The organism is Bradyrhizobium sp. 1(2017) (genome assembly GCF_011602485.2).
GTDB lineage: Bacteria > Pseudomonadota > Alphaproteobacteria > Rhizobiales > Xanthobacteraceae > Bradyrhizobium.
The window spans coordinates 1,318,734-1,342,751 of record NZ_CP050022.2; the positions used below are offsets into that span (position 1 = coordinate 1,318,734).

A 24,018-nucleotide genomic window follows, 5' to 3' on the forward strand; every position below is an offset into this window, starting at 1 on the left:
CTCACACCGGCAGGAACTGCTTCAGGGCCGGCATGAAGAAGATCCCGAGATTGATCGCAAAGCCGACGCTCCAGAGGATCGAGCGCAGCGTCGGGCGGTTGCCGAGATAGGTCAGCACATAGGCGATCCGCACGATCAGGAACAACGCCGCGAGCTCATCGATCAGCCGCTGCGGCGAATCCCGGTATTCGGCGAGCAGCACCGCGAAGGCGAAGAACGGAAACGTCTCGATGCCGTTCTGGTGCGCGCCGAGCGCACGCTGCGCGAGCGCATCCTCGAAGAAGGCGGGGTCGCGCGGCCGGGAATTGTCGAACCTGCGAAACCTGACCCATTTGATCGCGGCGATCGTCGCAAGGTAGAGCAGCAGCGCTCCGAGAACGCAGCATTCCGCGAGTGTCATCAGCCCCTCCCGCTTGGGTGCGACCCTAGCGAACCCGGCCTCATCTTGACAAGTTCGGAGCAACGCGCGACGCAACCCGTATCATGATGACTGTTGCCTCCATTGCAGCTGCAACGCCCTCCGTCCGGTCCGACCTGCCGCGCGTCGGGGTGCTTCTGATCAATCTTGGAACGCCCGATACGGCCGATGCGCCGGGCGTGCGGGTCTATCTGAAGGAGTTCCTGTCGGATGCCCGTGTCATCGAGGACCAGGGCCTGGTCTGGAAGCTGGTGCTGAACGGAATCATCCTGCGCAGCCGTCCCCGCACCAAGGCGCTCGACTACCGCAAGATCTGGAACAACGAGCGGAACGAGTCGCCGCTTAAGACCATCACGCGCTCGCAGGCCGACAAGCTCGCGGCCGCGCTGTCGGACCGCAGCCACGTCGTCGTGGACTGGGCGATGCGCTACGGTAATCCCTCGATCAAGGCAGGCATCGACGCGCTGATCGCGAAAGGCTGCGAGCGCATCCTCGCCGTTCCCTTGTATCCGCAATATTCCGCTTCGACCTCGGCAACCGTCTGCGACGAGGTGTTCCGCGTGCTGGCACGTCTGCGCAACCAGCCGACACTGCGGGTGACGCCGCCCTATTACGAGGACGCCGCCTATATCGAGGCGCTCGCGAGCTCGATCGAGGCGCATCTGGCGACGCTCCCCTTCAAGCCGGAATTGATCGTCGCGTCCTTCCACGGCATGCCGAAATCCTATGTCGACAAGGGCGATCCGTACCAGAGCCATTGCGTCGCCACGACCGCGGCGCTGCGCCGCCGGCTCGGCATGGACGAGACGAAGCTGCTGCTGACCTTCCAGTCCCGCTTCGGCAATGACGAGTGGCTCCAGCCCTACACCGACAAGACCATGGAGCGGCTCGCGAAAGAGGGCGTGCGCCGCATCGCGGTGGTGACGCCGGGCTTCTCGGCCGACTGCCTGGAGACGCTGGAGGAGATCGCGCAGGAGAATGCCGAGATCTTCAAGCACAATGGCGGCGAGGAGTTTTCCGCGATCCCCTGCCTCAACGACAGCGTATCAGGCATGGACGTGATCCGCGCCCTCGTGCTGCGCGAGCTTCAGGGCTGGATCTGATGGGGCGTCCCGTGAATCGCCGCGAATGTCTGGCGCTTCTTGGGGTGATCGCGGCGCTGCCGGTCTCGGCGAAGGCGCAGCAGCCGGGAGCGACACGCCGGCTCGGCGTGCTCTCGGTCACCGCCGCCGAGGATGCGATCGGGCAGGCGCGCAGCACCATCCTGGTCGAGGCGCTCGCCGGCCAGGGCTGGAAGGAGCGGGACAATCTGCGGATCGACTGGCGCAGCGGCGGCGGCGACCGGACGCGGATCGCGCGTCTTGCGGACGAACTGGTCGCGCTCAAGCCCGACATTCTGCTCGCGGTCGGCACGCCCTCGGTGGAGGAACTGCGCCAGCGCACCACCACGATCCCGATCGTGTTCGCCGTCGTCACCGATCCCGTCAGCCAGGGCTTTGTCAAAAATCTCGCGCATCCCGGCGGCAACGTCACCGGCTTCACCGATTACGACGGCCCGCTGGCCGGCAAATGGCTGGAGATGCTGACCCAGGTCACCCCGCCGGTCCGCCGCGTCTTCGTCGTCTACAATCCGGCCACCGCACCGTTTGCGCCTCTGATGCTGCGCACGGTCGAGGAGGCCGCAAAGACGCTCCACGTCACGGTCGAGCCGGCGCCGGTGAACGACGCCGCCTCGATCGCGGCGCTGGCCCTGCACAAGGACGGCGGCCTCCTGGTCCTGCCCGATTTCTTCACCATGGCCAATCGCGCGCAACTGCTGGCGGCGATCGGCGAGGCTCGTCTGCCCGCGGTGTTCTGGAGCCGCACCTTCGTCGAGGAGGGCGGGCTGATGTCCTACAGCACCGACAGCGCCGAGCAACTGCGCCGCGCCGCCTCCTACATCGACCGCATCCTGAGGGGCGCGCAGGCGGCCGATCTACCGGTCCAGAATCCCACCAGGTTCGAGCTGACGATCAATCTGAAGACGGCCAAGGTGCTCGGTGTCTCGCTTTCCGCGGGCCTGCTCGCCATCGCGGACAACGTTATCGAGTGAAGCCGTCCGCAGTGAAACGGCATGGTCGAATCTGTTAATATTTGCCGCTAGGTCTGCGCCGCTCGCTTTCAAGAGCCTTCCGCAAATACATATCGTCGGCATTCCCTCTTCGCGCGTCTTGTGCAGAATCGCACTCATACCGACGTTACTTGCGACCGCTGAACCGGTAGGGTCGCGCTCCCGACCAATGACAGCGCGGGAAGGGCCTTTTCCTGCCTTGGAGGACGTATGAGCGGTTTCGACATTTTCGCGATTGTTCTGGTGTTGCTCGTCATCGTCACGCTGGTCGCCGGCGTGAAGACGGTGCCGCAGGGCTATGACTGGACCATCGAGCGGTTCGGCAAATACACGCAGACCCTGAGCCCCGGGCTCAACCTGATCGTGCCCTATTTCGACCGCGTCGGGCGCAAGATCAACATGATGGAGCAGGTGATCGACATTCCCGAGCAGGAGGTCATCACCAAGGACAACGCCACCGTGACGGTGGACGGGGTGGCCTTCTACCAGGTGTTCGATGCCGCGAAGGCGAGCTACGAGGTCGCCAATCTCACCCAGGCGATCACGGTCCTCACCATGACCAACATCCGCTCAGTGATGGGCTCGATGGATCTCGACCAGGTGCTGTCGCATCGCGACGAGATCAACGAGCGTCTGCTCCGCGTCGTCGACGCCGCGGTCTCGCCCTGGGGCGTCAAGGTCAATCGGATCGAGATCAAGGACATCGTGCCACCTGCCGACCTCGTCGAGGCCATGGGCCGGCAGATGAAGGCCGAGCGCGTCAAGCGCGCCGACATTCTCGCCGCCGAAGGCCAGCGCCAATCCGAAATCCTGCGCGCCGAAGGCGCCAAGCAGGGCCAGATCCTCCAGGCCGAGGGCCGCCGCGAGGCCGCCTTCCGCGACGCCGAGGCCCGCGAGCGTTCGGCGGAAGCTGAGGCAAAGGCCACCCAGATGGTGAGCGAGGCGATTTCCAAGGGCGACGTCGCGGCGTTGAACTATTTCATCGCCGACAAATATATCAAGGCATTCGGCCAGTTCGCGGAGGCGCCGAATCAGAAGATCATCATGCTGCCGATGGAAGCCACCAGCATGCTCGGCTCGCTCGCCGGCATCGGCGAGATCGCCAAGGCGACCTTCGGTGAGAGTGCGGCCTCCGCGGCTGCCGCCGCTCGCCGTCCCGGCTCGGTGCCACCGACCGGCGGCACGCCGCCGGCGGTGCCTCCGCGGCAGGGATAGTCACCGGCGCATGCCCCTCCACAGGGGCTGCGCCATGATAGAAGGTCGTGTCATGACCGACATGTTCGTATCCTTGGGCACCTGGAACTGGCCGATCTTCGGCTTCGTCCTGATGGCGCTGGAGGTGCTGGCGCCGGGCATCTTCCTGTTCTGGCTCGGGTTGGCTGCGCTGCTGGTCGGCCTGATCTCGTTCACCGTTGCCGTGTCCTGGCAGCTCCAGCTCGTGATGTTCGCGGTCTTCGCCGCCGCTGCGGTGCCGGTGTGGCGCCGCCTCGCCCGGCCCAAGCCGGACGCCAGCGCCAGCCCCTTCCTCAACAAGCGCACCGAGGCCTTGCTCGGGCGCGAGTTCACGCTGGAGAAGCCGATCATCGACGGCTCAGGCACCGTCCGCATCGGCGACACGGTCTGGCGCGTGGCCGGTCCGGACACGCCGGCGGGGACGCGCGTGAAGGTGGTGCAGGTGGACGGTGCGAACCTGACTGTGGCTGCGGCTTAGTCCACCGTCATTGCGAGCTCAGGCACCGCTCTTGCTGCGCCACCGCTCCGCAAACCTGTGCAGCGGCATGAACGTCTCGCACAATTCCCGGCCCTGCGGCGTCAGCCCGTAGCCGCCAGCCTCGCCCAGCTCCACGAACCCCGCTTCGCGCAGCTCCGTCAGCCGCGCCTGCAGCACTGTCGGCGAAGCCTCGTCGCACGCCGTGCGCAGTGCGCGCGAGGTGAGGGGCTCATCCCGCAGCTCCCACAATATCCGCAGGCTCCAGCGCCGGCCGAGCAGGTCGAGCAACGCCATGATGGGCCGTCCCGTGCGCGAGCCGCGCACGCCGCGTTCTCCTGATGCTGCCCGTTTCGCCATCGTCGCCCCTTGCGTCATGCTACAAATAATGTAGCGTATTGCTACGATAATTGTAGCAATGGAGAGGGTTCATGTCCCAGCTCGTGCCCCGCATCGCGCCGCTCACCCCGCCTTATCCCCCGGAGATCCAACAGCAGTTCGATCGCATCATGCGCGGAGCGCCGCCGCTGGTGTTGTTCCGGGTGATGGCGGGCCACGGTCGCGCCTGGGACAAGTTTCGCGCCGGCGGGCTTCTTGATCCGGGCCCGCTCTCGCTGCGCCAGCGCGAGATCGTCATCGACCGTACCTGCGCACTGAACAGGTGCGAGTATGAATGGGGTGTGCATGTCGCGATCTTTGCCGGGCCGGCAAAGCTCACCGAGGATGACGTGCGCGCGACGGTGCTGGGCGATGCGGCGTCGGCGTGCTGGTCGCCGGCCGAGCGGGCGCTCGTCGCAGCCGTGGACGCATTGCATCACCGCGCGACGCTCGATGATGAGGAATTCGCCGCGCTGTCGGCGCATTACGACGAGGCGCAGATTTTGGAGATCATGCTGCTCTGCGGCTTCTATCGCACCGTGTCGTATCTGGCGAACGGGCTGAGATTGCCGCTGGAGGAGAACGCGGCGCGGTTTCCGCAGGCCTAACCGCGCGGCGACCTCGGAGCGAGATGGATCCCGGGCTCACCGCTTCGCGATGCCCCGGGATGACGGACAAACGCCTACGCCACGCCCGCCCGCAACAGATCGTGCAGATGCACGATGCCGACCACCTTGCCGGCTTCGGTCACGACCAGCGTGGTGATCTTGCGCGTGTTCAGCACCTCGATCATCTCGGTCGCGAGCATCGAGGGCGGCACCGTCTTGGGCTGCCGGGTCATGATGTCGTCGACCGACGCCGTCAACAGGTCCGGCCGCATGTGGCGGCGCAGGTCGCCGTCGGTGATGATGCCCGCGATGGCGCCGGCATCATCGATGATGCAGACGCAGCCGAGCCCCTTGGCCGACATCTCGACCACGGCGTCCGACATCTTGGTACCGAGCGGCTTGACCGGGATTTCCTCGCCCGTGCGCATGTAGTCTCGGACGAATTTCAGCATCGCGCCCAGCTTGCCGCCGGGGTGGAAGTGCGCGAACTCCAGCGCGGTGAAGCCGCGGCCTTCGAGCAGCGCGATCGCGATGGCATCGCCGATCGCAGCCTGCATCAGCGTCGAGGTGGTCGGCGCCAGGTTGTGCGGGCAGGCCTCGCGCGCCTTCGGCAGCTCGAGCACGATGTCGGCGGCTTGTCCCAGCGAGGACGCGGCGCTCGAGGTCACTGCAATCATGGGAATCGCAAAGCGCGCCGAATAGTTCACGAGGTTCTTCATCTCCGGCTGCTCGCCGGACCAGGACAGCGCCATGATGACGTCGTCGGTCGTGATCATGCCGAGGTCGCCATGGCCGGCTTCGGCCGTGTGCACGAAGAAAGCGGGGGTGCCGGTCGAGGCCAGCGTCGCCGCGATCTTGCGGCCCATGTGACCGGACTTGCCGAGCCCGGTGACGATGACGCGGCCCTTGGCGTTGCGGATCAGGTCCACGGCTTTCGCAAATGTCGCGCCCAGCGGGCCGCGCAGGGCGGCGGCGAGCGCGTTGATGCCGCCGCTCTCCGTCTCCAGCGTGCGGAGCGCGGATTCGACGCTGTCAGGGATGGAGCCGGATGATGCGGTCATCAGCGGTTTCGAACTCGGCATGCTCAGGTCCAGGGAGGAGGGGCGTTCGCCCGTTGGCGCCTGCTTAGCACGCCGCCGCCGTGGAGGCGACGCGTCCGCCAACCCCCTCAACGGGTCATTAACCATAATTGTTTTAACTCCATTAACGATGGTTCCCGTCAACCGGTGGGAGTCTGTCATGAAGTGTTTGATTTCGTTGGAGTTCTTCCATCGTGGGGTCGTCTCCAGGCAGGGGCCGGAGCCAGCGCGCGCATTTCCTGCGCGCCGCTTTGCCGTGCCTCGTGCTGACGGTCCTCGAGAGCGCGCCGGTGGGCGCCCAGAGCCTCACGCCAGACCTGTTCAATCCCAACCGCGGCGGCTTCGCCTCGCCCGAGACGCTGCCGACGCGCCGCACCGCCGGCGTGCCGCAGGCGCCGTCGGATGCACTGCCGACGCTGCCCGATCCCAGCGATCTGCGCCGACGGCAGCAGGCCCCGGCAAGCTCGCGCCCCGGCCAAACCGCAACCGCTCCGGTGCCGACCTATGGCCTGCCCGCCGCCAATGGCGCGAGCGGCTCCGGCTACGACTCGCTCAACCGCAAGCGGCAGCAGCCCAAGCTCTATCCCGGTCAGCCCAAGCCGAAGCGCCCGGTTGGCCCCGGCTCGAAGGCGCCGCCGGAAACGCCGGAGCGCACGCTCACGCCGCCGCGCATCGCACCGCCGCCGTCCGAAACCGCGCACAAGGTGCCGGTGCCGCCGGCCATGGCAGGCAACGTGCCCGGCCAGCCGCTGCGTCGCCGCCTCAAGCTGGATGAGGATCCGTTCGGCGCGGTCGGCGACTACGCCGGCAGTTTCCTGATCAAGGGCGGGCTCGAGCTTTCCGCGGGCTACGACACCAACCCGACGCGCCTCAACAAGCCCGTGGGGTCGCCCGCCTATGTGGTCGCACCCGATCTCCTCGTGGTGTCTGATTGGGAGCGCCATGCGCTGGTCGCCGATCTGCGCGGCTCGTTCTCGGGCTACACCAACAACATGCCGGCGACGATCGACGGCTTCGCCTCGCCGTCGCCGGTCGAGGCCAATCGTCCCGATTTCACCGGCCATGTCGATGGCCGGCTCGACGTCAGCCGCGATTTCAAGCTGCTCTCGCAGCTGCGCCTGCGGCTCGCCACCGACAATCCCGGCAGCCCGAACGTGCAGGCCGGCCTGCAAAAATATCCGGTCTATGCCACCTACGGGACGACCGTCGGCTTCGACCAGACCTTCAACCGTTTCCAGGTCGCGGCCGGCGCCACCGTCGATCGCACCGCCTACACCGATTCAAAGCTCACCGACGGCTCGACCTTCGCCAACACCGACCGCGACTTCAATCAATATGGCGGCGTCGGACGGTTTTCCTACGACCTGAAACCGGGCCTCAAGCCCTTCGTCGAGATCCAGGGCGACACCCGCGTGCACGACCAGGCCGCCGATCGCAACGGCTTCTTCCGCGATTCCAACGGGGGCTACGCCAAGGTCGGCTCGTCCTTCGAGTTCTCGCGCATCCTCACCGGCGAGATCTCGGTCGGCTATTCCGCGCGCAACTATACCGACCCGCGTCTCAGCCAGCTCGCGGGCTTCCTCACCACGGGCTCGCTGATCTGGAATGCGAGCGGCCTCACCACGGTGAAACTCTTCACCGACACGCAGATCAACGAGACCACGATTCCCGGCTCCTCCGGCGTGCTGGTGCGCACCTACGCCGCCGAAGTCGACCACGACTTCCGCCGCTGGCTCACCGCCGTCGGCAAGTTCACCTACGGCACGTACGACTACCAGAACCAGAACCGCAACGACAAAACCTACTCGCTCGAAGGCAATCTGATCTACAAGCTCAACCGCAACGTCTGGATCAAGGGCACGCTTCGCCACGATATCCTGGATTCGAATGTGGCGTCGGCGAGCTCGCAGGGGACGGTGATGCTGCTGGGGGTGAGGCTGCAGAATTAGCGGAGGCGATGGGCTATAGCCGGAGCCAAGCCCTCAGCTGTCGTCCTGGCGAAAGCCAGGACCCATTCCCCCAGGGAGTAGTTTGGCGAAGACTTGGCGTTCGGGACTGCAACCGCCTGCTCATCGATAGATTCCGCGGTATGGGTCCTGGCTTTCGCCAGGACGACAGCGGAAAGTTTATCTGCCTGCGAGCTGTTCGCGGCGCTGCTCAAACTCAGCGCGGCAGGTCCGTCTTCCCCATCAAAAACGTGTCGATCGACCGCGCGCACAGCCGGCCCTCGCGGATCGCCCACACCACCAGCGACTGGCCGCGGCGCATGTCGCCGGCGGTGAACACGTTCGGGCGCGAGGTCTGGTAGTCCAGCGTGTTGGCCTTGACGTTGCCGCGTGGGTCGAGCTCGACCGAGAGCAGCTTGAGCAGGCCCTCGTGCACGGGGTGGACGAAGCCCATCGCGAGCAGGATCAGCTCGGCGTCGAGATCGAACTCGGTGCCGGCAATCGGCTTGAACTTGTCGTCGACGCGGACGCAGTGCAGCTTCTTGACCTTACCGTTCTCGCCCGAGAACTTCTGCGTCAGCACGGCGAATTCGCGCACCGCGCCTTCGGCCTGGCTGGAGGACGTCCGCATCTTCAGCGGCCAGTTCGGCCAGGTCAGGCCCTTGTTCTCGCGCTCGGGCGGGGCGGGCATGATCTCGAGCTGGGTCACCGAGAGCGCACCCTGGCGCAGCGAGGTGCCGATGCAGTCAGATCCGGTATCGCCGCCGCCGATGACGACGACATGCTTGCCGCCGGCCAGGATCTCCTGGACACCGCCGAGCGGCTCCTCGGAGACGCGGCGGTTCTGCTGCGGCAGGAAATCCATGGCGTAGTGGATGCCCGCGAGTTCGCGGCCGGGGATCGGCAGGTCGCGCGGGGCTTCCGCACCGCCGGTCAGCGCCACCGCGTCATACTCGTTGAGCATCTCGCGCGGATCGACATTGCCGTCAGCGCCGACATGGCTGTTGTAGTGGAAGGTGACGCCTTCGCCTTCCATCTGCTTGACGCGGCGGTCGATGACGCCCTTCTCCATCTTGAAGTCGGGGATGCCGTAGCGCAGCAGACCGCCGGCCTTGGCGTACTTCTCGAACAGATGCACGTCGTGGCCGGCGCGCGCCAATTGCTGTGCGCAGGCCATGCCGGCCGGGCCCGAGCCGATCACGGCGACTTTCTTGCCGGTCTTCTCGGCGGCGACTTCCGGCTTCAGCCAGCCATTGTCCCAGGCGCGGTCGACGATCGCGCATTCGATGGTCTTGATGGTGACGGGGTTGTCGTCGATGTTGAGCGTGCAGGACGCTTCGCACGGCGCCGGGCAGATGCGCCCCGTGAACTCCGGGAAATTGTTGGTCGAGTGCAGGTTGCGCGAGGCTTCTTCCCAATTGCCCTGATAGACGAGGTCGTTCCAGTCGGGGATCTGGTTGTTGACCGGGCAGCCGGGCGTGCCGGGCGCGACCGAGCCGGTGCCATGGCAATAGGGGATGCCGCAATTCATGCAGCGCGCGGCCTGGTCGCGCACCTCTTTCTCGGAGAGGGGAACGACGAACTCGTTGTAATGCTTCACGCGCTCGGCGACCGGGGTGTACTTGCGGTCGTGCCGTTCGATTTCGAGAAAACCCGTGATCTTGCCCATTAAACCCGAAGTCCCTGCCGCTTAGTCGTTTATTCTCTCACTCCTCATCCTGAGGAGCGGCGCCCTTTGCGCCGCGTCTCGAAGGATGAAGGCCCGGATGGTGGTCTCATGGTCCGAGACGGCGCTATTGCGCCTCCTGACCATGAGGCCTTCTTGGCTACGCCCCGATCGCGATTTTCGGCTCGGCGTCCGCGTTGGCGGCCATTTCGCGCAGCGCGCGCCGGTACTCGACCGGCATCACCTTGCGGAATTTGGGCAGCCATTCCTTCCAATTGGCAAGGATGTCGGCGGCGCGCTTGGAGCCGGTCGCTTTCGCATGGCGCGAGATCAGGACGTGCAGACGCTCGACGTCGGAATCGAGCAGGTTCTTGAACACGTCGACCCGGCCATGTGCCTCGAGGTCACCGGAGTGGTTGTAGGTGCCGGCGTTGATCAGCTCTTCCGACAGCACTGGCTCGAGCTCGACCATGCTGAGGTTGCAGAGCTTGTCGAAGTCGCCGGTCTCGTCGAGCACATAGGCGATGCCGCCGGACATGCCGGCCGCGAAGTTGCGCCCGGTCTTGCCGAGCACGACCACGATGCCGCCGGTCATGTACTCGCAGCAATGATCGCCCGCGCCCTCGACCACCGCCACGGCGCCGGAATTGCGCACGGCGAAGCGTTCGCCGGCGATGCCGCGGAAGTAGCACTCGCCCTCGATCGCGCCGTACATCACGGTGTTGCCGACGATGATGCTCTCTTCCGGCACGATCCCGCCGTTACGCGGCGGCTTGACGATGATCTTGCCGCCCGAGAGGCCCTTGCCGACATAGTCGTTGCCTTCACCCTCGAGCTCGAAGGTGACGCCATGGGCGAGCCAGGCACCGAACGCCTGGCCGGCGGTGCCCTTGAGGCTGACATGGATGGTGTCGTGCGGCAGGCCGGCATGGCCGTAGATCTTGGCGACCGCGCCCGACAGCATCGCACCCGCGGAGCGGTTGGTGCTGTTGATCGCGGCCTCGATCTTCACCGGCGCGCCGCGGTCGAGGGCAGGGGTCGCCTTCTCGATCAGCGTGCGGTCGAGCACCGCCTCCAGATGATGGTTCTGGCGCTCGGAGTGATAGATCTTCTGGCCCTTCTCTTCCTTCTGCTTGACGAACAGCTTGGAGAAGTCGAGGCCCTTGGCCTTCCAGTGCGCGACCAGCCTGGTCTGGTCGAGCAGCTGAACCTGGCCGACCATCTCGTTGAAGGTGCGGAAGCCGAGGCTCGCCATGATCTCGCGGACTTCCTCGGCAACGAAGAAGAAGTAGTTGATGACGTGCTCGGGTTGGCCGGTGAAGCGCTTGCGCAGGACGGGGTCCTGGGTGGCGACGCCGACCGGGCAGGTGTTGAGGTGGCACTTGCGCATCATGATGCAGCCGGCCGCGATCAGCGGCGCGGTGGCGAAGCCGAACTCGTCGGCGCCCAGCAGCGCGCCGATCACGACGTCACGTCCGGTGCGGAAGCCGCCGTCGACCTGGACCACGATGCGGCTGCGCAGCCGCTCGCGCACCAGCGTCTGATGGGTTTCGGCGAGGCCGATCTCCCACGGCGAGCCGGCATGCTTGATCGAGGTCAGGGGCGAAGCACCGGTGCCGCCCTCGAAGCCCGCGATGGTGACATGGTCGGCGCGCGCCTTGGCGACGCCCGCGGCGACCGTGCCGACGCCGATCTCGGAGACGAGCTTGACCGAGACGTCACCGGTCGGGTTGACGTTCTTGAGATCGTAGATGAGCTGCGCCAGATCCTCGATCGAGTAGATGTCGTGATGCGGCGGCGGCGAGATCAGGCCGACGCCCGGCGTCGAGTGCCGGACCTTCGCGATGGTCGCATCGACCTTGTGGCCGGGCAACTGGCCGCCTTCGCCGGGCTTGGCGCCCTGGGCCATCTTGATCTGCATCATGTCGGAGTTGACGAGATACTCCGTGGTGACGCCGAAGCGGCCCGAGGCGACCTGCTTGATCGCCGAACGCATGGAATCGCCGTTCGGCATCGGCTTGAAGCGGTCGGCTTCCTCGCCGCCTTCGCCGGTGTTCGACTTGCCGCCGATCCGGTTCATGGCGATCGCGAGCGTGGTGTGCGCCTCGCGCGAGATCGAGCCGAAGCTCATCGCGCCGGTGGCGAAGCGCTTGACGATGTCCTTGGCCGGCTCGACCTGGTCGAGCGGCACGGGCTTGCGCTTCTCTTCGTCCGCGTTCTTGATCCGGAACAACCCGCGCAGCGTCAGCAGGCGCTCCGACTGTTCGTTGAGGATCTTGGCAAAGGCGCGATAGCGCTCCTGCGAATTGCCGCGCGCGGCATGCTGGAGCAGCCCGACCGACTCGGCGGTCCAGGCGTGGTCCTCGCCGCGGCTGCGATAGGCATATTCGCCGCCGACGTCGAGCGCGCTCTTGTAGACCTGAGCCTCGCCGAAGGCGTCGGCATGGCGGCGCACGGCTTCCTCGGCGATCTCGCCAAGGCCGACGCCCTCGACACGGGTGTGCGTGCCGGCGAAGAATTTTGCGACGAAGTCCGCCTTGAGGCCGACCGCGTCGAAGATCTGCGCGCCGCAATAGGACTGGTAGGTCGAGATGCCCATCTTGGACATCACCTTGAGCAGGCCCTTGCCGATCGACTTGATGTAGCGCTTGACGATTTCGTAGTCGTCGAGCGAGCCGGGCAGGCGGTCCTTCATCGCGATGATGGTCTCGAACGCGAGATAGGGATTGATCGCCTCCGCGCCGTAGCCGGCAAGGCAGGCGAAGTGATGCACTTCGCGCGGCTCGCCGGATTCGACGACGAGGCCGACCGAGGTGCGCAGTCCGACGCGGATCAAATGATGATGCACGGCGGCGCAGGCGAGGAGTGCCGGGATCGGCACGCGGTCGGTGCCGACCATGCGATCGGACAGGATGATGATGTTGACGCCCTCGCGCACCGCGCTCTCGGCGCGCGCGCAGAGCTCGTCCAGCACCTGGTCCATGCCGGCCGCGCCGAGACCGGCGTGGAAGGTGGTGTCCAGCGTGCGCGACTTGAAGTGGGACTCCGCGACTTCCGAGATCGAGCGGATCTTTTCCAGATCCGCATCGGTCAGGATCGGCTGGCGCACTTCGAGGCGCTTGGTCGTGGCCATGCCCTGCAGATCGAACAGGTTCGGCCGCGGCCCGATGATCGAGACGAGGCTCATCACCAGCTCCTCGCGGATCGGGTCGATCGGCGGGTTGGTGACCTGCGCGAAGTTCTGCTTGAAGTAGGTGAACAGCGGCTTGGCCTTGTCCGACAGCGCCGAGATCGGCGTGTCGTTGCCCATCGATCCCGCGGCTTCCTCGCCGGTGGACGCCATCGGCGTCATCAGGATCGAGATGTCTTCCTGGCTGTAGCCGAACGCCTGCTGGCGATCGAGCAGCGACAGGTTCGAGCGCACGCCTGTCGTCGGCACCTTCGGCAGCTCTTCCAGCACGATCTGGGTCCGCTCCAGCCACTCCTTGTAGGGATGGCTCTTGGCGAGCTCGGCCTTGATTTCGTCGTCGGGAATCAGGCGGCCCTGCTCGAGATCGACCAGCAGCATCTTGCCGGGCTGCAAGCGCCACTTGGTGATGATCTGGTCCTCGGGGATCGTCAGCACGCCCATCTCGGACGCCATCACGATGCGGTCGTCCTTGGTCACGAGATAGCGCGCGGGCCGCAGGCCGTTGCGGTCCAGCGTGGCGCCGATCTGGCGGCCGTCGGTGAAGGCGATCGCGGCGGGGCCGTCCCACGGCTCCATCAGCGCGGCATGATACTCGTAGAAGGCGCGGCGCTTCTCGTCCATCAGGGGATTGCCGGCCCACGCCTCCGGAATCATCATCATGACGGCGTGCGGCAGCGAGTAGCCGCCCTGCACCAGGAATTCGAGCGCGTTGTCGAAGCAGGCGGTGTCCGACTGGCCTTCGTAGGAGATCGGCCAGAGCCGGTTGATGTCCTTGCCGTAGAGCTCGGAGCTGACCGAGGCCTGCCGCGCTGCCATCCAGTTGACGTTGCCGCGCAGCGTGTTGATCTCGCCGTTATGCGCGATCATGCGGTAGGGATGCGCCAGCGACCACGCCGGGAAGGTGTTGGTCGAGAAGCGCTGGTGAACCAGCGCGAGCGCGCTCTCGAAATCCTGCTCGTGCAGATCGGGATAGTACTTGCCGAGCTGGTCGGCGAGGAACATGCCCTTGTAGATCACGGTGCGGCACGACAGCGAGCAGGGATAATAGCCTGCAAGGCCGCGGTCGCGGCGCTGGTAGATCGCCTGCGAGATCGACTTGCGCAGGATGTAGAGGTGGCGCTCGAAATCGTCCTCGGACTTGGCGGTGCCGTTGCGGCCGATGAACACCTGCATGCAGGCGGGCTCGGTCGGCTTCACGGTGACGCCGAGCGAGGAATTGTCGGTCGGCACGTCGCGCCAGCCGAGCAGGGTCAGGCCCTCTTCCTTGATCTGGTCGGCGATGATGCTCTTGATGACGTTGCGCCAGGCGGTGTCGCGCGGCATGAACAAGGCGCCGATGGCGTATTCGCCGGGCGCCGGCAGCTTGAAGCCGAGCTCGGCCGCCTTGCGACTGAAGAAGGCGTGCGGGATCTGCACCAGAATGCCGGCACCATCGCCGGCGCGCGGGTCGGCGCCGACCGCGCCGCGATGCTCGAGATTGCACAGGATACTTAGCGCGTCCGAGATGATCTCGTGCGACTTCTTGCCCTTGATGTTGGCGATGAAGCCGACGCCGCAGGAATCCTTCTCGAGCGCGGGATCGTAAAGGCCTTCGGCTTTGGGGCGCGAATTGTGCTCCTGAATCGGATCAGTCGTTTTCGAGGCGACCGTCGCCGACAGCTCTTCTGCCACGATGTTTGCGCGCTCGAATTGCGACCCGTTCATTGTTCCAATCCTCTCCATGCGGCAAGCTGCCTCACCGCCATCTTCGGCGCACCTTGGGCGTTCCGCGGCACCCGCCTCTGGGTCACCGCTCGTCCGCTAGCGAGCCGCATTTTCTTAAATTCAGGCCTAGGCGTTCTACGTCCCCGAGAACGGCTTTGCCTGCTACCTTCCCGGCGCTCGAGAGCACCGGTTCTCGCTGCAATCCCTATGCCGGAATCGCAAGCAAAATTGAGACAGTCTTCCTGTCCTAACCATCACCTTGCCAAATTTTTGTCTAGCACACAAGCGTGCGGAAGTCCCGATTCCCGATCTGTCAATCAATCGCTTTCCAAAAGTTGCGCAGCCCCGTTTTTGAAGCAAACGCGCCCTGATCCGGCCCCGCGGACGCCGAAATCGCAAATGAAGCTTCGGATCAACCCTTCGGAAGACGCGCCACGCCGCGAGAAGCGAAAGATGGCGGCAATCCGGAGGCCTGACAGGAGCGTCTCGACGATGAAGTTTTTCACAGGATGTGTGGCCGCCGCCGCGCTGGTGCTGGCTGCGAGTGCCGGATACGCGCAGGTTCCCGCCAACGGTATCACGGGAGGGGCCTTTATCGCGGTGTCGGATTTCGACGGGCCCTACGCGCCGCCGGAGGCCGCGCCGGCCCCGCCGCCGCGTTACGGCTATGGCTACGGCTATGAGGAACGCGGTCCGGCCCCGCAACTACTGCCGTCCACGGAGGTCTATGCCGTGCTGCGCGACAATGGTTTCTTGCCACTCGGAATCCCGCGCCTGCGCGGCAGGGTCTACACCATTGCGGTAATCGACCGCCGGGGCGACAACGGCCGGCTGGTGATCGACGCCAGCGACGGGAGAATCCTGCGCTTCATGCCCGCCGCCGACGCCTATGGCATGGCGCCCGCCTATGACGAGCCCGCGGTCGCGCCCTACGGCCCGCAAAGCGCGCTGCCGCCGCCGACCGCGGTCCGCAGCGGCCCGCCGCGCCCGCCGGCCTCGATACCGCACGTGGCAAGCCGCACCGTGCCGCTGCCGAAGGTCGCCCCGCGCCGCAGCGAGACGCCGGTCGCGGCCAAGCCGGTCGAGCTCACGGCGCAACAGGCCCAGGCGCCGCAACCTGCACAGGCACAGCCCACGCAGCAGGCCGCGGCCGTGCAGGCCAAGCCTGCCGAGGCCGCGCCCACCGTCGGCCAGGCCAAGCCCGCGCCGACGATCCTGCCGACACAGGACATGCCCGCTGCACAGGGGCTGGATTAGCGCTCTGAATTTGACGCGACGGCGCCAGCAACACGCCCGCTGTCGTCCCTGCGAACGCAGGACCGACAGCGGTCCTGGAGACAGTCGAGCAAAACAAAGGGCGCCTGAGATTTCAGGCGCCCTTTGCATTCCGTCATCGCCTCAGCTTCGACCATACCCCGCTGCGTCCAGGATCAGCTTCGCGATCTCTTTCGGATGCGACACCAGCGAGAGGTGGCCGGCGTCGAGCTCGACCGTGGTGGCGTTCATGCGCTTGGCGAGGAAGCGCTCGAAATCGGGATTGATGGTGTAGTCGTTCTTCGACACCGCGTACCAGCTCGGCTTGCTGTGCCAGGCGGCTTCCGTGGTGCGGCCGGCGAAGATCGAAGCGGCGGTCGGCCATTGCACCGCATAAAGCTCCTTGGCCTGCTCCGCCTTCACGCCATTGGCGAAGTACTTCAGGAAGGCCTCTTCCGAGAGTTTTGTGTAGCCGTCGCGCTCGACGATTCCGGCGCGGGCCGGTCCGGCTGGAAACTGCTTCGACAGCGCGACGAAATCCTCGTTGGCGTCGGGCGCGCGTGCGGCGACATAAACGAGACCGGTGACCTTGGGATCTGTGCCCACCTGGCTGATCACGGTGCCGCCCCAGGAATGCGCGACCAGGACGGTCCGTCCGTCCTGCTCGGCCAGTGCGCGCCGGGTCGCCTCAACGGAGTCCGCAAGCGACGACAGCGGATTCTGCACGGCGGTCACGTGCAGGCCCGCAGCCTGCAGGATCGGGATCACCTCCGACCAGCTCGAGCCGTCGGCCCAGGCTCCGTGCACCAGCACGACGTTCGTCGCCTTCACCGTCTGCGGTGTCTGGGCGTGAGCGAAGCCGAGGGGAGCCGCCAGCAGGCTCGCGGCGACGAAAAAGCTGCGCCAGAAGGTCACGATCGTTCTCCGTGTTGTCTTGGGTTCGATGCCCAAAGGACGGAGCGTAGAGCGGCGGCGTTACGCCGCTCACCAGTCTGTGATGCGGTGCAATGGTATAAAGTCCTGGAAGAAGGCTGCCCGGCAATCGATGTCGTCCCGGCTTTCGCCAGGACGACGATGGGGAGAGCGCGCTGAAAGCAAAAAACGCCCCGGGGGCACCGGGGCGTTTTCGCAACCTGGACGTGGCGTGCGGTTTAAGCGGCCTGTGCCGAGCTCTTGATCACCTGCGCCTTCGGGGCGCCGGCGTTGATCGCGATCTGGCGCGGCTTCTTGGCTTCGGGAATCTCGCGGACGAGATCGACGTGAAGCAGGCCGTTCTCAAGCGAGGCGTCCTTCACCTGCACGAAATCGGCAAGCTGGAAGGCGCGCTCGAAGGCACGCGCGGCGATGCCGCGATAGAGCACTTCGGATTTCGAGTTCTCGTTGGCGACCTTGTCGCCCTTGATCGTCAGCGTGTTTTCCTTCGCGACGATGGAGAGCTCGTCCTTGGCGAAGCCCGAGACCGCAACGGTGATGCGGTAGGCGTTCTCGCCGGTGCGCTCGATGTTGTAGGGGGGATAACCGGGGCTGCCGTCCGAACCGGCCTGGTCAAGCAGGTTGAAGAGGCGGTCGAAGCCGACGGTGGAACGATAGAACGGGGTGAGATCATAGCTACGCATGGTCAAGTCCTCCATTGAGCGACTGTTCAAGTAACCCGCCCGCCAATCGGGCCGGGCTTTCGTCTGTGTGCAGCCTGATGTTCCGGTTCCGAAACACTGGTAGCGGCCTGCACGAAGGTGATATGGGTGAACCGAGACGGCGTTCAAGAGGGCGGCAGCAAGCGCCTTTTCGGCGCTCCCGCCCCTTGATTTGCAGCACTTCGCGCCCAAGCACGCACAAATGACGCTGGTCTCGATTCCGTCCAATCCCGTTCCCGAAAACGTCGTCAGCGGCACCATCAAGACCCCCGATGGCGCCGAGCTGCGCTTTGCGCGCTGGGCGCCTCCGGCGGGCCGCAAGGGCACCGTCTGCGTCTTCACCGGACGCAGCGAGCAGATCGAGAAGTATTTCGAGACCGTGCGCGACCTGCGCGATCGCGGCTTCGCGGTGGCGATGATCGACTGGCGCGGGCAGGGCCATTCCTCGCGCCGCCTGCGCGACCCGCGCAAGGGCTATGTGCGCGACTTCGCCGATTTCGAGGTCGACGTCGAGACCTTCGTGCAGCAGGTGGTGCTGCCGGATTGCCCGCCGCCCTTCTTCGCGCTGGCCCATTCCATGGGCGGCACCGTGCTGCTGCGCATCGCGCATGCCGGCAAGCGCTGGTTCGATCGCATGGTGCTGTCGGCGCCGATGATCGACCTGCCCGGCCGGACCACGTCGTTTCCGGCCCGCGCGCTTCTGAAGGCGATGCGGCTGTTCGGGCAGGGCGGACGGTATGTCCCCGGCGGCAGCAGCCGTATCACCGGGCTCGATCCCTTCATCAACAATCCCCTGACCAGCGATCCCGTGCGCTATGCGCGCAATGCCGCGATCCTGGAGGAGGACCCGACGCTGGGGCTGGCGTCACCGACGGTCGCCTGGGCCGACGCTGCCTTCAGCGCGATGCAAACCTTCAAGGGCATGAACTACCCCTCCCAGATCCGCCAGCCGATCCTGATGCTGGCGGCCTCCAACGACACCGTGGTCTCGACCGCGGCGATCGAGGAGTTCGCCTATCATCTGCGCGCCGGCTCACACCTCGTCATCGCGGGCTCGAAGCACGAGATACTGCAGGAGCAGGACCGTTACCGCTCCCAGTTCTGGGCCGCCTTCGACGCCTTCGTGCCGGGCACGCCGCTGTTCAAGTGAGGCGGCGGCGGTGCGCTCCCTCGCCCCGCTTGGAGTGAGGGGTCGTTTCCGGGGATGGCGGTGAAGGTTGGGTCTGCGGAGGATCCTCATTCTCCATAATTGGGAGGAGCTCTTGCGACGAAGCAATCCAGACGGCTCTGCTAAGGCAGTCTGGATTGCTTCCGCCTTCGCCAAGGCTTCGGCGGACAAGTCAAGGCTTCGGCGGACAAGTCGCTTCCTTCGCGATGACGATGTAGGCAGCTCACAGCGTCTTCAGATACTCGATCAGATCGTAACGCTCGGCGTCGTCCTTGAACATGCGGCCGATGACGCCGGGGCGTTTCGGCTCGCCGTCCTTGCGCTCGAAGGAATGGCCGAGCACGCTGTTGCCCTGGATCGGCTTGCCGTCAGATCCGGTCGCCGAGAACACCGTTTCTCCCGTCTTGCAAGGTTCGTTGGCCGTGACTGCGAAACCGACGGTGTCAGGGTCGTAGTCGCGGCGGCCCATGCAGAATTTTTGCGGGCGCTCGCTCGCCGGCTTCAGCAGCCAGTACAGCGAAGGCACCGAACCGTTGTGCAGGTAAGGCGCCGTGGCCCAGATGCCGTTCAGCGGCCGCGCGCGATAGCGCGGATCAGGCGCGGGATTGAGACAGTTCTTGCGCGCCAGATTCCATATTTGCGCCCGTTCGGGCTCCGGGATTTTCTCGTCGTCCATCCATTTGCGGGCGACGAGATCGACCACCGTCATGAGGCCGAGCGCATAGACCATCTCGTTGGGCGATTTGCTCGCGGTCGGGATGTCGCATTGCCACCATGTCTGGAGGTCGGCCGTGTTCACCTTCAGGAAGCCGGGGACATCGATTGTCCTCTTGCTGAGAACGAGCGACTGCTCGGGATCCGTCTTGATCTCGTCGAGCGGGATCGTCACCGCGTTCAGCACCTTGCTGTCGCCGCTCGGCTCCCAACGCTTCGACGACCAGAAGGCCGGCGTGTCGATGGCCGGCAAATGGCAGCCGGAGCACATCTCGGCGTAGATGGCGCGGCCGCGCTCGACGCGGTCGGGCTTCAGCCTCCAGGCGTCGCCGAGGATCTGCGAGGGCCATTTCGGCGCGAGCAGACCGCCGAACTTCGGACCGGAAGGATCGGCTGACTTGAATGGATCGGGGCCTCTCAGCATGTCCTCGATCCAGCCGAGCGTCCTGAAGTTCACCGAGGAGCGCCACAGCCTGTCCTCGGGATAGGCGTCGGACAGGTTGAGCAGCGCCGTAACGCCGAGGGCTTCGCCGGCGTTGCGGATCAGCGGCTGCTCGATCGAGGCATCGTACTGCGCGAACTTGAACCACGGCACCGTCCAGATCGCGGGGTAGCTGACCGGCGCGTCCTGGGCATGCAGGTTCTTCTCGAATCCCTTGATGCCGCTCATCTCGAGGTCCTGCGAAAAGACCTGGTTGCCGATGCGGTTGAGGGCGTCGAGGCGGCCGAACCCTTCCTCGGTGTCCTGCTGCTGCTTGTCGTCCCAGGTCTTCTTGCCCTCGATCGTCTTCTCGTAAGTCTTGGCCCAGTCGATCAGGAAGCCGCCGATCGCACCGAGCTTTTGCTTGAGCGCGGCGCGGTTCGTCTCGCTGGCATCGGGGCCGAGCACGCGGTCGGCAAAGCGCTGGAAGCGGAACGGAACGTAGAGGGTGTAGGCGATCGACAGGCCGGTCGCGAGTTCGAGCTTCTTCAGGTCGGTCATTGCGGCGCCGCCGTCGAAGCGGACGTCGACGCCCTGATAATGGATCTGGCCGGTATGACAGGCCGCGCAGGTCAGCCCGATCATGTCGTCGTCGCGGCGGCCGGTCGCAGGATCGACGACACCGGTCATGCGCGCGAAGCCGACCGGCAGGCCATCGACGTTCTCCGCCGGCGTCCATCGCGTCGACCAGTCCGACACCTGCGTCGTCTCGTAGACATTGGCGTAGCCGAAGCGGCGCAGCGTCGCCGTGTCGGTCTGGATCGACTGCGGGCTCGGGATGAAGCCGAAGCGCTCCAGATAGGCGCTGTCCTTCATCATGCCCGGCTTCGAGAACAGATGAAGCCGCGGCTGCTCGAGCGCCACGAACCACTCGTAGGGCACCGGGAACGTCGCGGTGCCCTGACTGGCATGGTGGAACCAGTGCCGGTCCTTCAGCGACCAGTTCTGCTCGAGCCAGAAGGCGGCCTTCGTTTCGGGGACCGCGGGCAAAGGCGGCGGCAGCAGATTCACGAGCACGCCCTTTTGGGGCAGCATGGCGCGGACCTGGTTGGGGAATTCGGCGACGGCCACCAGGGTGACGAGGCCAAGGCCGATAACGAACGCCGCGAGCGCGGCGGCCCAGCGAAAGCGGAGCTGGCAGGTCGACAGCAGCGGCTGCGAGACGATCCGCTGGTTGATGCGATCGGGGAATTTGCGCTCCTCGAACAGCGTGCGCACGTCGGCCACGCTGAGATAACGCTCCTCGTTCTGCTTGCCCTTGCCGATGATCTTCAAAAGGATCGGCCATTCGAACTTCATCAGCAGCGGGTAGTACCAGCGCGCGGCGCTGCCGGCGCGCTTGAGGTTGTCGCCCATGAAGGACTTGATTTCCGCGGCGTTGAGGCCGGGCTCGCTGCTGCCGGTGTTCGGGTCGGTATAGATGCGGCCGAAGCTCGCGAGCCGCGCGATCTCGTCCTCGTTGACCTTGCCGTCGACGCCGAGGATGCGCGAGCCGGCGCCGCGCTTGTCGAGCGGACCGCCGCGCAGCGCGTCGAGCCGGGCGCCCGACCAGAGGCTCTTGAGGATATGACCGAGACCGTTGGCGATGAGTGCAACGCCGCGAACCTGGATGCGGGCCGAGCTCTTCTTAAGCCCCGTTTCGCCGGTCGCATTTGCGATGGTCTGCGACAGCGTGTTCAGCGGGACGGTCCCACCCTCGACGAAACCTTCACCGACGAGGCCGCGCAGGAACGGGCATGGATTGTTCGGCGAGACCGGGATCGAGGGGTCGAAGGGAGGCTTCGAGGCGGCATCGTTCATGGCCCAAATCCTGAAAACAGCGAATCGTGAAATGCGGCAGGTGCGCCGTTAAAGCGCGGAAAGTGCTAACAAACCGACAGCACAATATACTACTTCAGGATGTGGCGAAGTGTGGCCCATTTCACTGTCACGTCAACAAGAGCGAGCGTGAGGCCGCCAAAGGACCGCTCCTGACCTGCCGTTCAGGACTCGGCGGCGCGTTTGATGTCGCTCTGCACCAGGGTCAGCTTGCCGAGCGGCACGCCGGCCTTGAGCAGCCCCTCGCGGTAATGGGCGATGTCCTCCGGCCGCTTCCAGTGGAAGTTGCGCAAGTGCCTGTCGACGTTGAGGGTTGGATAGTTTCCCATCAGCACGCCCACGGCCTCGCTTGCCTCGTCGCTCCGTCCCATCTGGGCCAATGCCGCAGAGCGGATCGCCAGCGCCTGCATGTGGTTCGGATTGATGTAGAGCTGCTCGCGGGCCCATGACAGGGTCGCGTCATATTGGCGCAACAGGTAGTGACTGAAGGCGTTCAGCGCCGCCCATTGATAGCGCGGGTCGCTGTTGTCGCGCTGCGACGCCATCGAGAACAGCTCAATTGCCTCGCGGTGCTCGCCGACGATGAAATGGCAGATGCCGAGCACCCCGCGCGCGCCGTTGTCATAAGGGTTGAGGGCGACCGCGCGCTTCGCGGCGTCCATCGCGGCCTCGTAATGGCCTTCCATGCCGTGAGCCCAGGACAGGATCGAGAACGCGAAGGAGGAGCGCGGGTCGAGCCGCACGCTGGTCTCAGCCAGGTTCATTGCCTCGGCCCACATCTCCCGCGTGCCCTTCACCCAGCCGAACTGGATGCTCTGGATCTGGATCGTGGCGAGATAGGCGTGCGCAATCGACAGTTTGGGATCGAGCCGGATGGCCTCACGGAACAGGTCGACGGCAGCGGCCAGATCCTCCTTGGTCTGCCGGTAGTAATGCGACAGGCCCTTGAGGAAGCGGTCCCAGGCGCTGACGTCGGTCGAGAGCCGTGCCGGCGCCGAGGCCTCGGCCCGGACGATTTCGGTGGCGATGGCGGCGGACAGATTCGTCGTGATCTCGTCCTGCATCGCGAACAGGTCGCCGATGTCGCGGTCGTAGCGGCCGGTCCACAGCTGTTCACCGGTCTCCGGCGCGATCAGCTCGGCGGTGACGCGGATCTTTGCGCCGGCGCGCCGCACCGAACCCTGGATCAGATAGCTGGCGTCGATCTCGCGCGCGATCAGCCGGGTGCTGGTGTTCCTGCCCTTGAAGGCGAAGGTCGAGTTGCGGCTCAGCACACGATAGAAGGATTGCAATGACAGCGCGTGGATCAGATCCTCGGTGAGGCCATCGGAGAAATATTCGTCCTGGGCATCGCTGAGATTGGCAAAGGGCAGCACGCCGACGATCGCGGTGCGGTACTGCTGCGACAGCGCGGACGCCTCCCTCAGCTCGGGGGCCAGCGCCGGCGCGCCTTCGGGCGTCCAGGTCCAGACCCCGACTGTGTCCTTGATGTTCTTGAAGCGGTGGTTGCCGGCATCGGTGAGATTCACGGTGAGATGCTTGCTCGCCTCGCGATGAGCCTTGGCCGAGATCGCGAAGCCACCGGGGCTCGCCACCGATTCCAGGCGGACGGCAATGTTGACATCGTCACCGAATACTTCGTCCTCGTCGGCGATGACGTCGCCCATGTGGATACCGAGCCGGAACTGCATGGCGCGGTCGGCGGGCAGATGCCGGTTGCGCTCCGCCATCAGCGTCTGCATGGCGATCGCGGCTTCTGTGGCACCGACGATCGAGGCGAACTCCAGCAGGAAGCCGTCGCCGGTGTTTTTGACGACGCGGCCGCCGTGATTGAGGATAATGGGATGGATCGCGCTGCGATGGGCCTTGAAGGCGGCATGGGTGCCGGCTTCGTCGCTGCCCATCATGCGCGAATAGCCGGCGACATCGGCGCAGACGATGGCAGCCAGACGTCTTTCCATGTCCCGGGAGCTCCAACGGATCGAGGACCGGCCACGGCGTGGCAGTCTTCCCAATCCCGCATTTCAAGAACCATGCCTTTATAGAGCAGATGAGGCCGCGCGACAGCATGATCGCATTGCAAATTCGAGGCAAATCCCCCGCAATTGCGGCAGTGGACGGGGAGGGGCGAACCAAATAAGC

At 65.5% G+C, this 24,018-nt stretch carries 17 protein-coding genes; 8 read left to right on the plus strand and 9 right to left on the minus strand.

Going from position 1 to position 24,018, the window contains the following annotated elements; genetic code table 11:
- Nucleotide 1 precedes the first annotated feature (1 nt).
- A complete protein-coding gene (locus tag HAP40_RS06315) occupies nt 2–400 on the minus strand; it encodes an MAPEG family protein (protein ID WP_166818612.1) in 399 nt (132 codons plus the stop codon).
- 86 nt (nt 401–486) lie between these two features.
- On the opposite strand from HAP40_RS06315, the gene hemH reads away from it, so the two are divergent.
- From hemH to HAP40_RS06335, 4 genes are all read left to right on the plus strand, one after another.
- On the plus strand, nt 487–1,521 hold the full coding sequence (hemH, locus tag HAP40_RS06320; RefSeq protein ID WP_414645393.1) for a ferrochelatase: 1,035 nt from the start codon (nt 487–489) through the stop codon (nt 1,519–1,521).
- Between the two features lie 11 nt (nt 1,522–1,532).
- Nucleotides 1,533–2,510 carry an ABC transporter substrate-binding protein gene (locus HAP40_RS06325; RefSeq protein WP_166818610.1) on the plus strand — a complete coding sequence of 326 codons (978 nt, stop codon included), beginning with the start codon at nt 1,533–1,535 and terminating at the stop codon, nt 2,508–2,510.
- Nucleotides 2,511–2,738: 228 nt separating this feature from the next.
- A complete protein-coding gene (locus tag HAP40_RS06330) occupies nt 2,739–3,743 on the plus strand; it encodes an SPFH domain-containing protein (RefSeq protein ID WP_166818609.1) in 1,005 nt (334 codons plus the stop codon).
- Between the two features lie 52 nt (nt 3,744–3,795).
- Nucleotides 3,796–4,239 carry an NfeD family protein gene (locus tag HAP40_RS06335; RefSeq protein WP_166818608.1) on the plus strand — a complete coding sequence of 148 codons (444 nt, stop codon included), beginning with the start codon at nt 3,796–3,798 and terminating at the stop codon, nt 4,237–4,239.
- A gap of 18 nt (nt 4,240–4,257) precedes the next feature.
- Here HAP40_RS06335 and HAP40_RS06340 read toward each other — a convergent pair whose 3' ends face one another.
- The gene (locus tag HAP40_RS06340) at nt 4,258–4,596 is read right to left on the minus strand and encodes a winged helix-turn-helix transcriptional regulator (RefSeq protein ID WP_166818607.1); all 339 of its coding nucleotides are present in this window, start codon (nt 4,594–4,596) and stop codon (nt 4,258–4,260) included.
- A 71-nt stretch (nt 4,597–4,667) separates the two neighbouring features.
- On the opposite strand from HAP40_RS06340, the gene HAP40_RS06345 reads away from it, so the two are divergent.
- Nucleotides 4,668–5,222 (plus strand): carboxymuconolactone decarboxylase family protein, encoded by a 555-nt coding sequence (locus HAP40_RS06345; protein WP_166818606.1) that lies wholly within the window; start codon nt 4,668–4,670, stop codon nt 5,220–5,222.
- A gap of 74 nt (nt 5,223–5,296) precedes the next feature.
- On the opposite strand, the gene HAP40_RS06350 is transcribed toward HAP40_RS06345, so the two are convergent.
- Entirely contained in the window at nt 5,297–6,304 is a 1,008-nt protein-coding gene (locus HAP40_RS06350; protein WP_166818605.1) for a KpsF/GutQ family sugar-phosphate isomerase, read from the minus strand.
- Between the two features lie 191 nt (nt 6,305–6,495).
- Here HAP40_RS06350 and HAP40_RS06355 point away from each other — a divergent pair, with 191 nt between their 5' ends.
- The gene (locus HAP40_RS06355) at nt 6,496–8,250 is read left to right on the plus strand and encodes an outer membrane beta-barrel protein (protein ID WP_166818604.1); all 1,755 of its coding nucleotides are present in this window, start codon (nt 6,496–6,498) and stop codon (nt 8,248–8,250) included.
- A 214-nt stretch (nt 8,251–8,464) separates the two neighbouring features.
- On the opposite strand, the gene HAP40_RS06360 is transcribed toward HAP40_RS06355, so the two are convergent.
- Nucleotides 8,465–9,916, minus strand: coding sequence for a glutamate synthase subunit beta (locus HAP40_RS06360; RefSeq protein WP_166818603.1), 1,452 nt, complete (start codon nt 9,914–9,916; stop codon nt 8,465–8,467).
- 157 nt (nt 9,917–10,073) lie between these two features.
- Complete coding sequence (gene gltB, locus HAP40_RS06365; RefSeq protein WP_166818602.1) at nt 10,074–14,807, minus strand: glutamate synthase large subunit; 4,734 nt, start codon at nt 14,805–14,807, stop codon at nt 10,074–10,076.
- Nucleotides 14,808–15,299: 492 nt separating this feature from the next.
- Between gltB and HAP40_RS06370 the strand changes: the two genes are divergently transcribed.
- Nucleotides 15,300–16,064 (plus strand): hypothetical protein, encoded by a 765-nt coding sequence (locus tag HAP40_RS06370; RefSeq protein ID WP_166818601.1) that lies wholly within the window; start codon nt 15,300–15,302, stop codon nt 16,062–16,064.
- 141 nt (nt 16,065–16,205) lie between these two features.
- On the opposite strand, the gene HAP40_RS06375 is transcribed toward HAP40_RS06370, so the two are convergent.
- Entirely contained in the window at nt 16,206–16,976 is a 771-nt protein-coding gene (locus tag HAP40_RS06375) for an alpha/beta fold hydrolase (RefSeq protein ID WP_166818600.1), read from the minus strand.
- A 236-nt stretch (nt 16,977–17,212) separates the two neighbouring features.
- Complete coding sequence (locus HAP40_RS06380; protein WP_166818599.1) at nt 17,213–17,677, minus strand: Hsp20 family protein; 465 nt, start codon at nt 17,675–17,677, stop codon at nt 17,213–17,215.
- A 220-nt stretch (nt 17,678–17,897) separates the two neighbouring features.
- On the opposite strand from HAP40_RS06380, the gene HAP40_RS06385 reads away from it, so the two are divergent.
- A complete protein-coding gene (locus tag HAP40_RS06385) occupies nt 17,898–18,845 on the plus strand; it encodes an alpha/beta fold hydrolase (RefSeq protein WP_166818598.1) in 948 nt (315 codons plus the stop codon).
- 241 nt (nt 18,846–19,086) lie between these two features.
- On the opposite strand, the gene HAP40_RS06390 is transcribed toward HAP40_RS06385, so the two are convergent.
- Nucleotides 19,087–21,858, minus strand: coding sequence for a di-heme-cytochrome C peroxidase (locus HAP40_RS06390; protein WP_166818597.1), 2,772 nt, complete (start codon nt 21,856–21,858; stop codon nt 19,087–19,089).
- Nucleotides 21,859–22,040: 182 nt separating this feature from the next.
- Complete coding sequence (locus tag HAP40_RS06395) at nt 22,041–23,837, minus strand: adenylate/guanylate cyclase domain-containing protein (RefSeq protein WP_166818596.1); 1,797 nt, start codon at nt 23,835–23,837, stop codon at nt 22,041–22,043.
- Nucleotides 23,838–24,018: the final 181 nt, after the last annotated feature.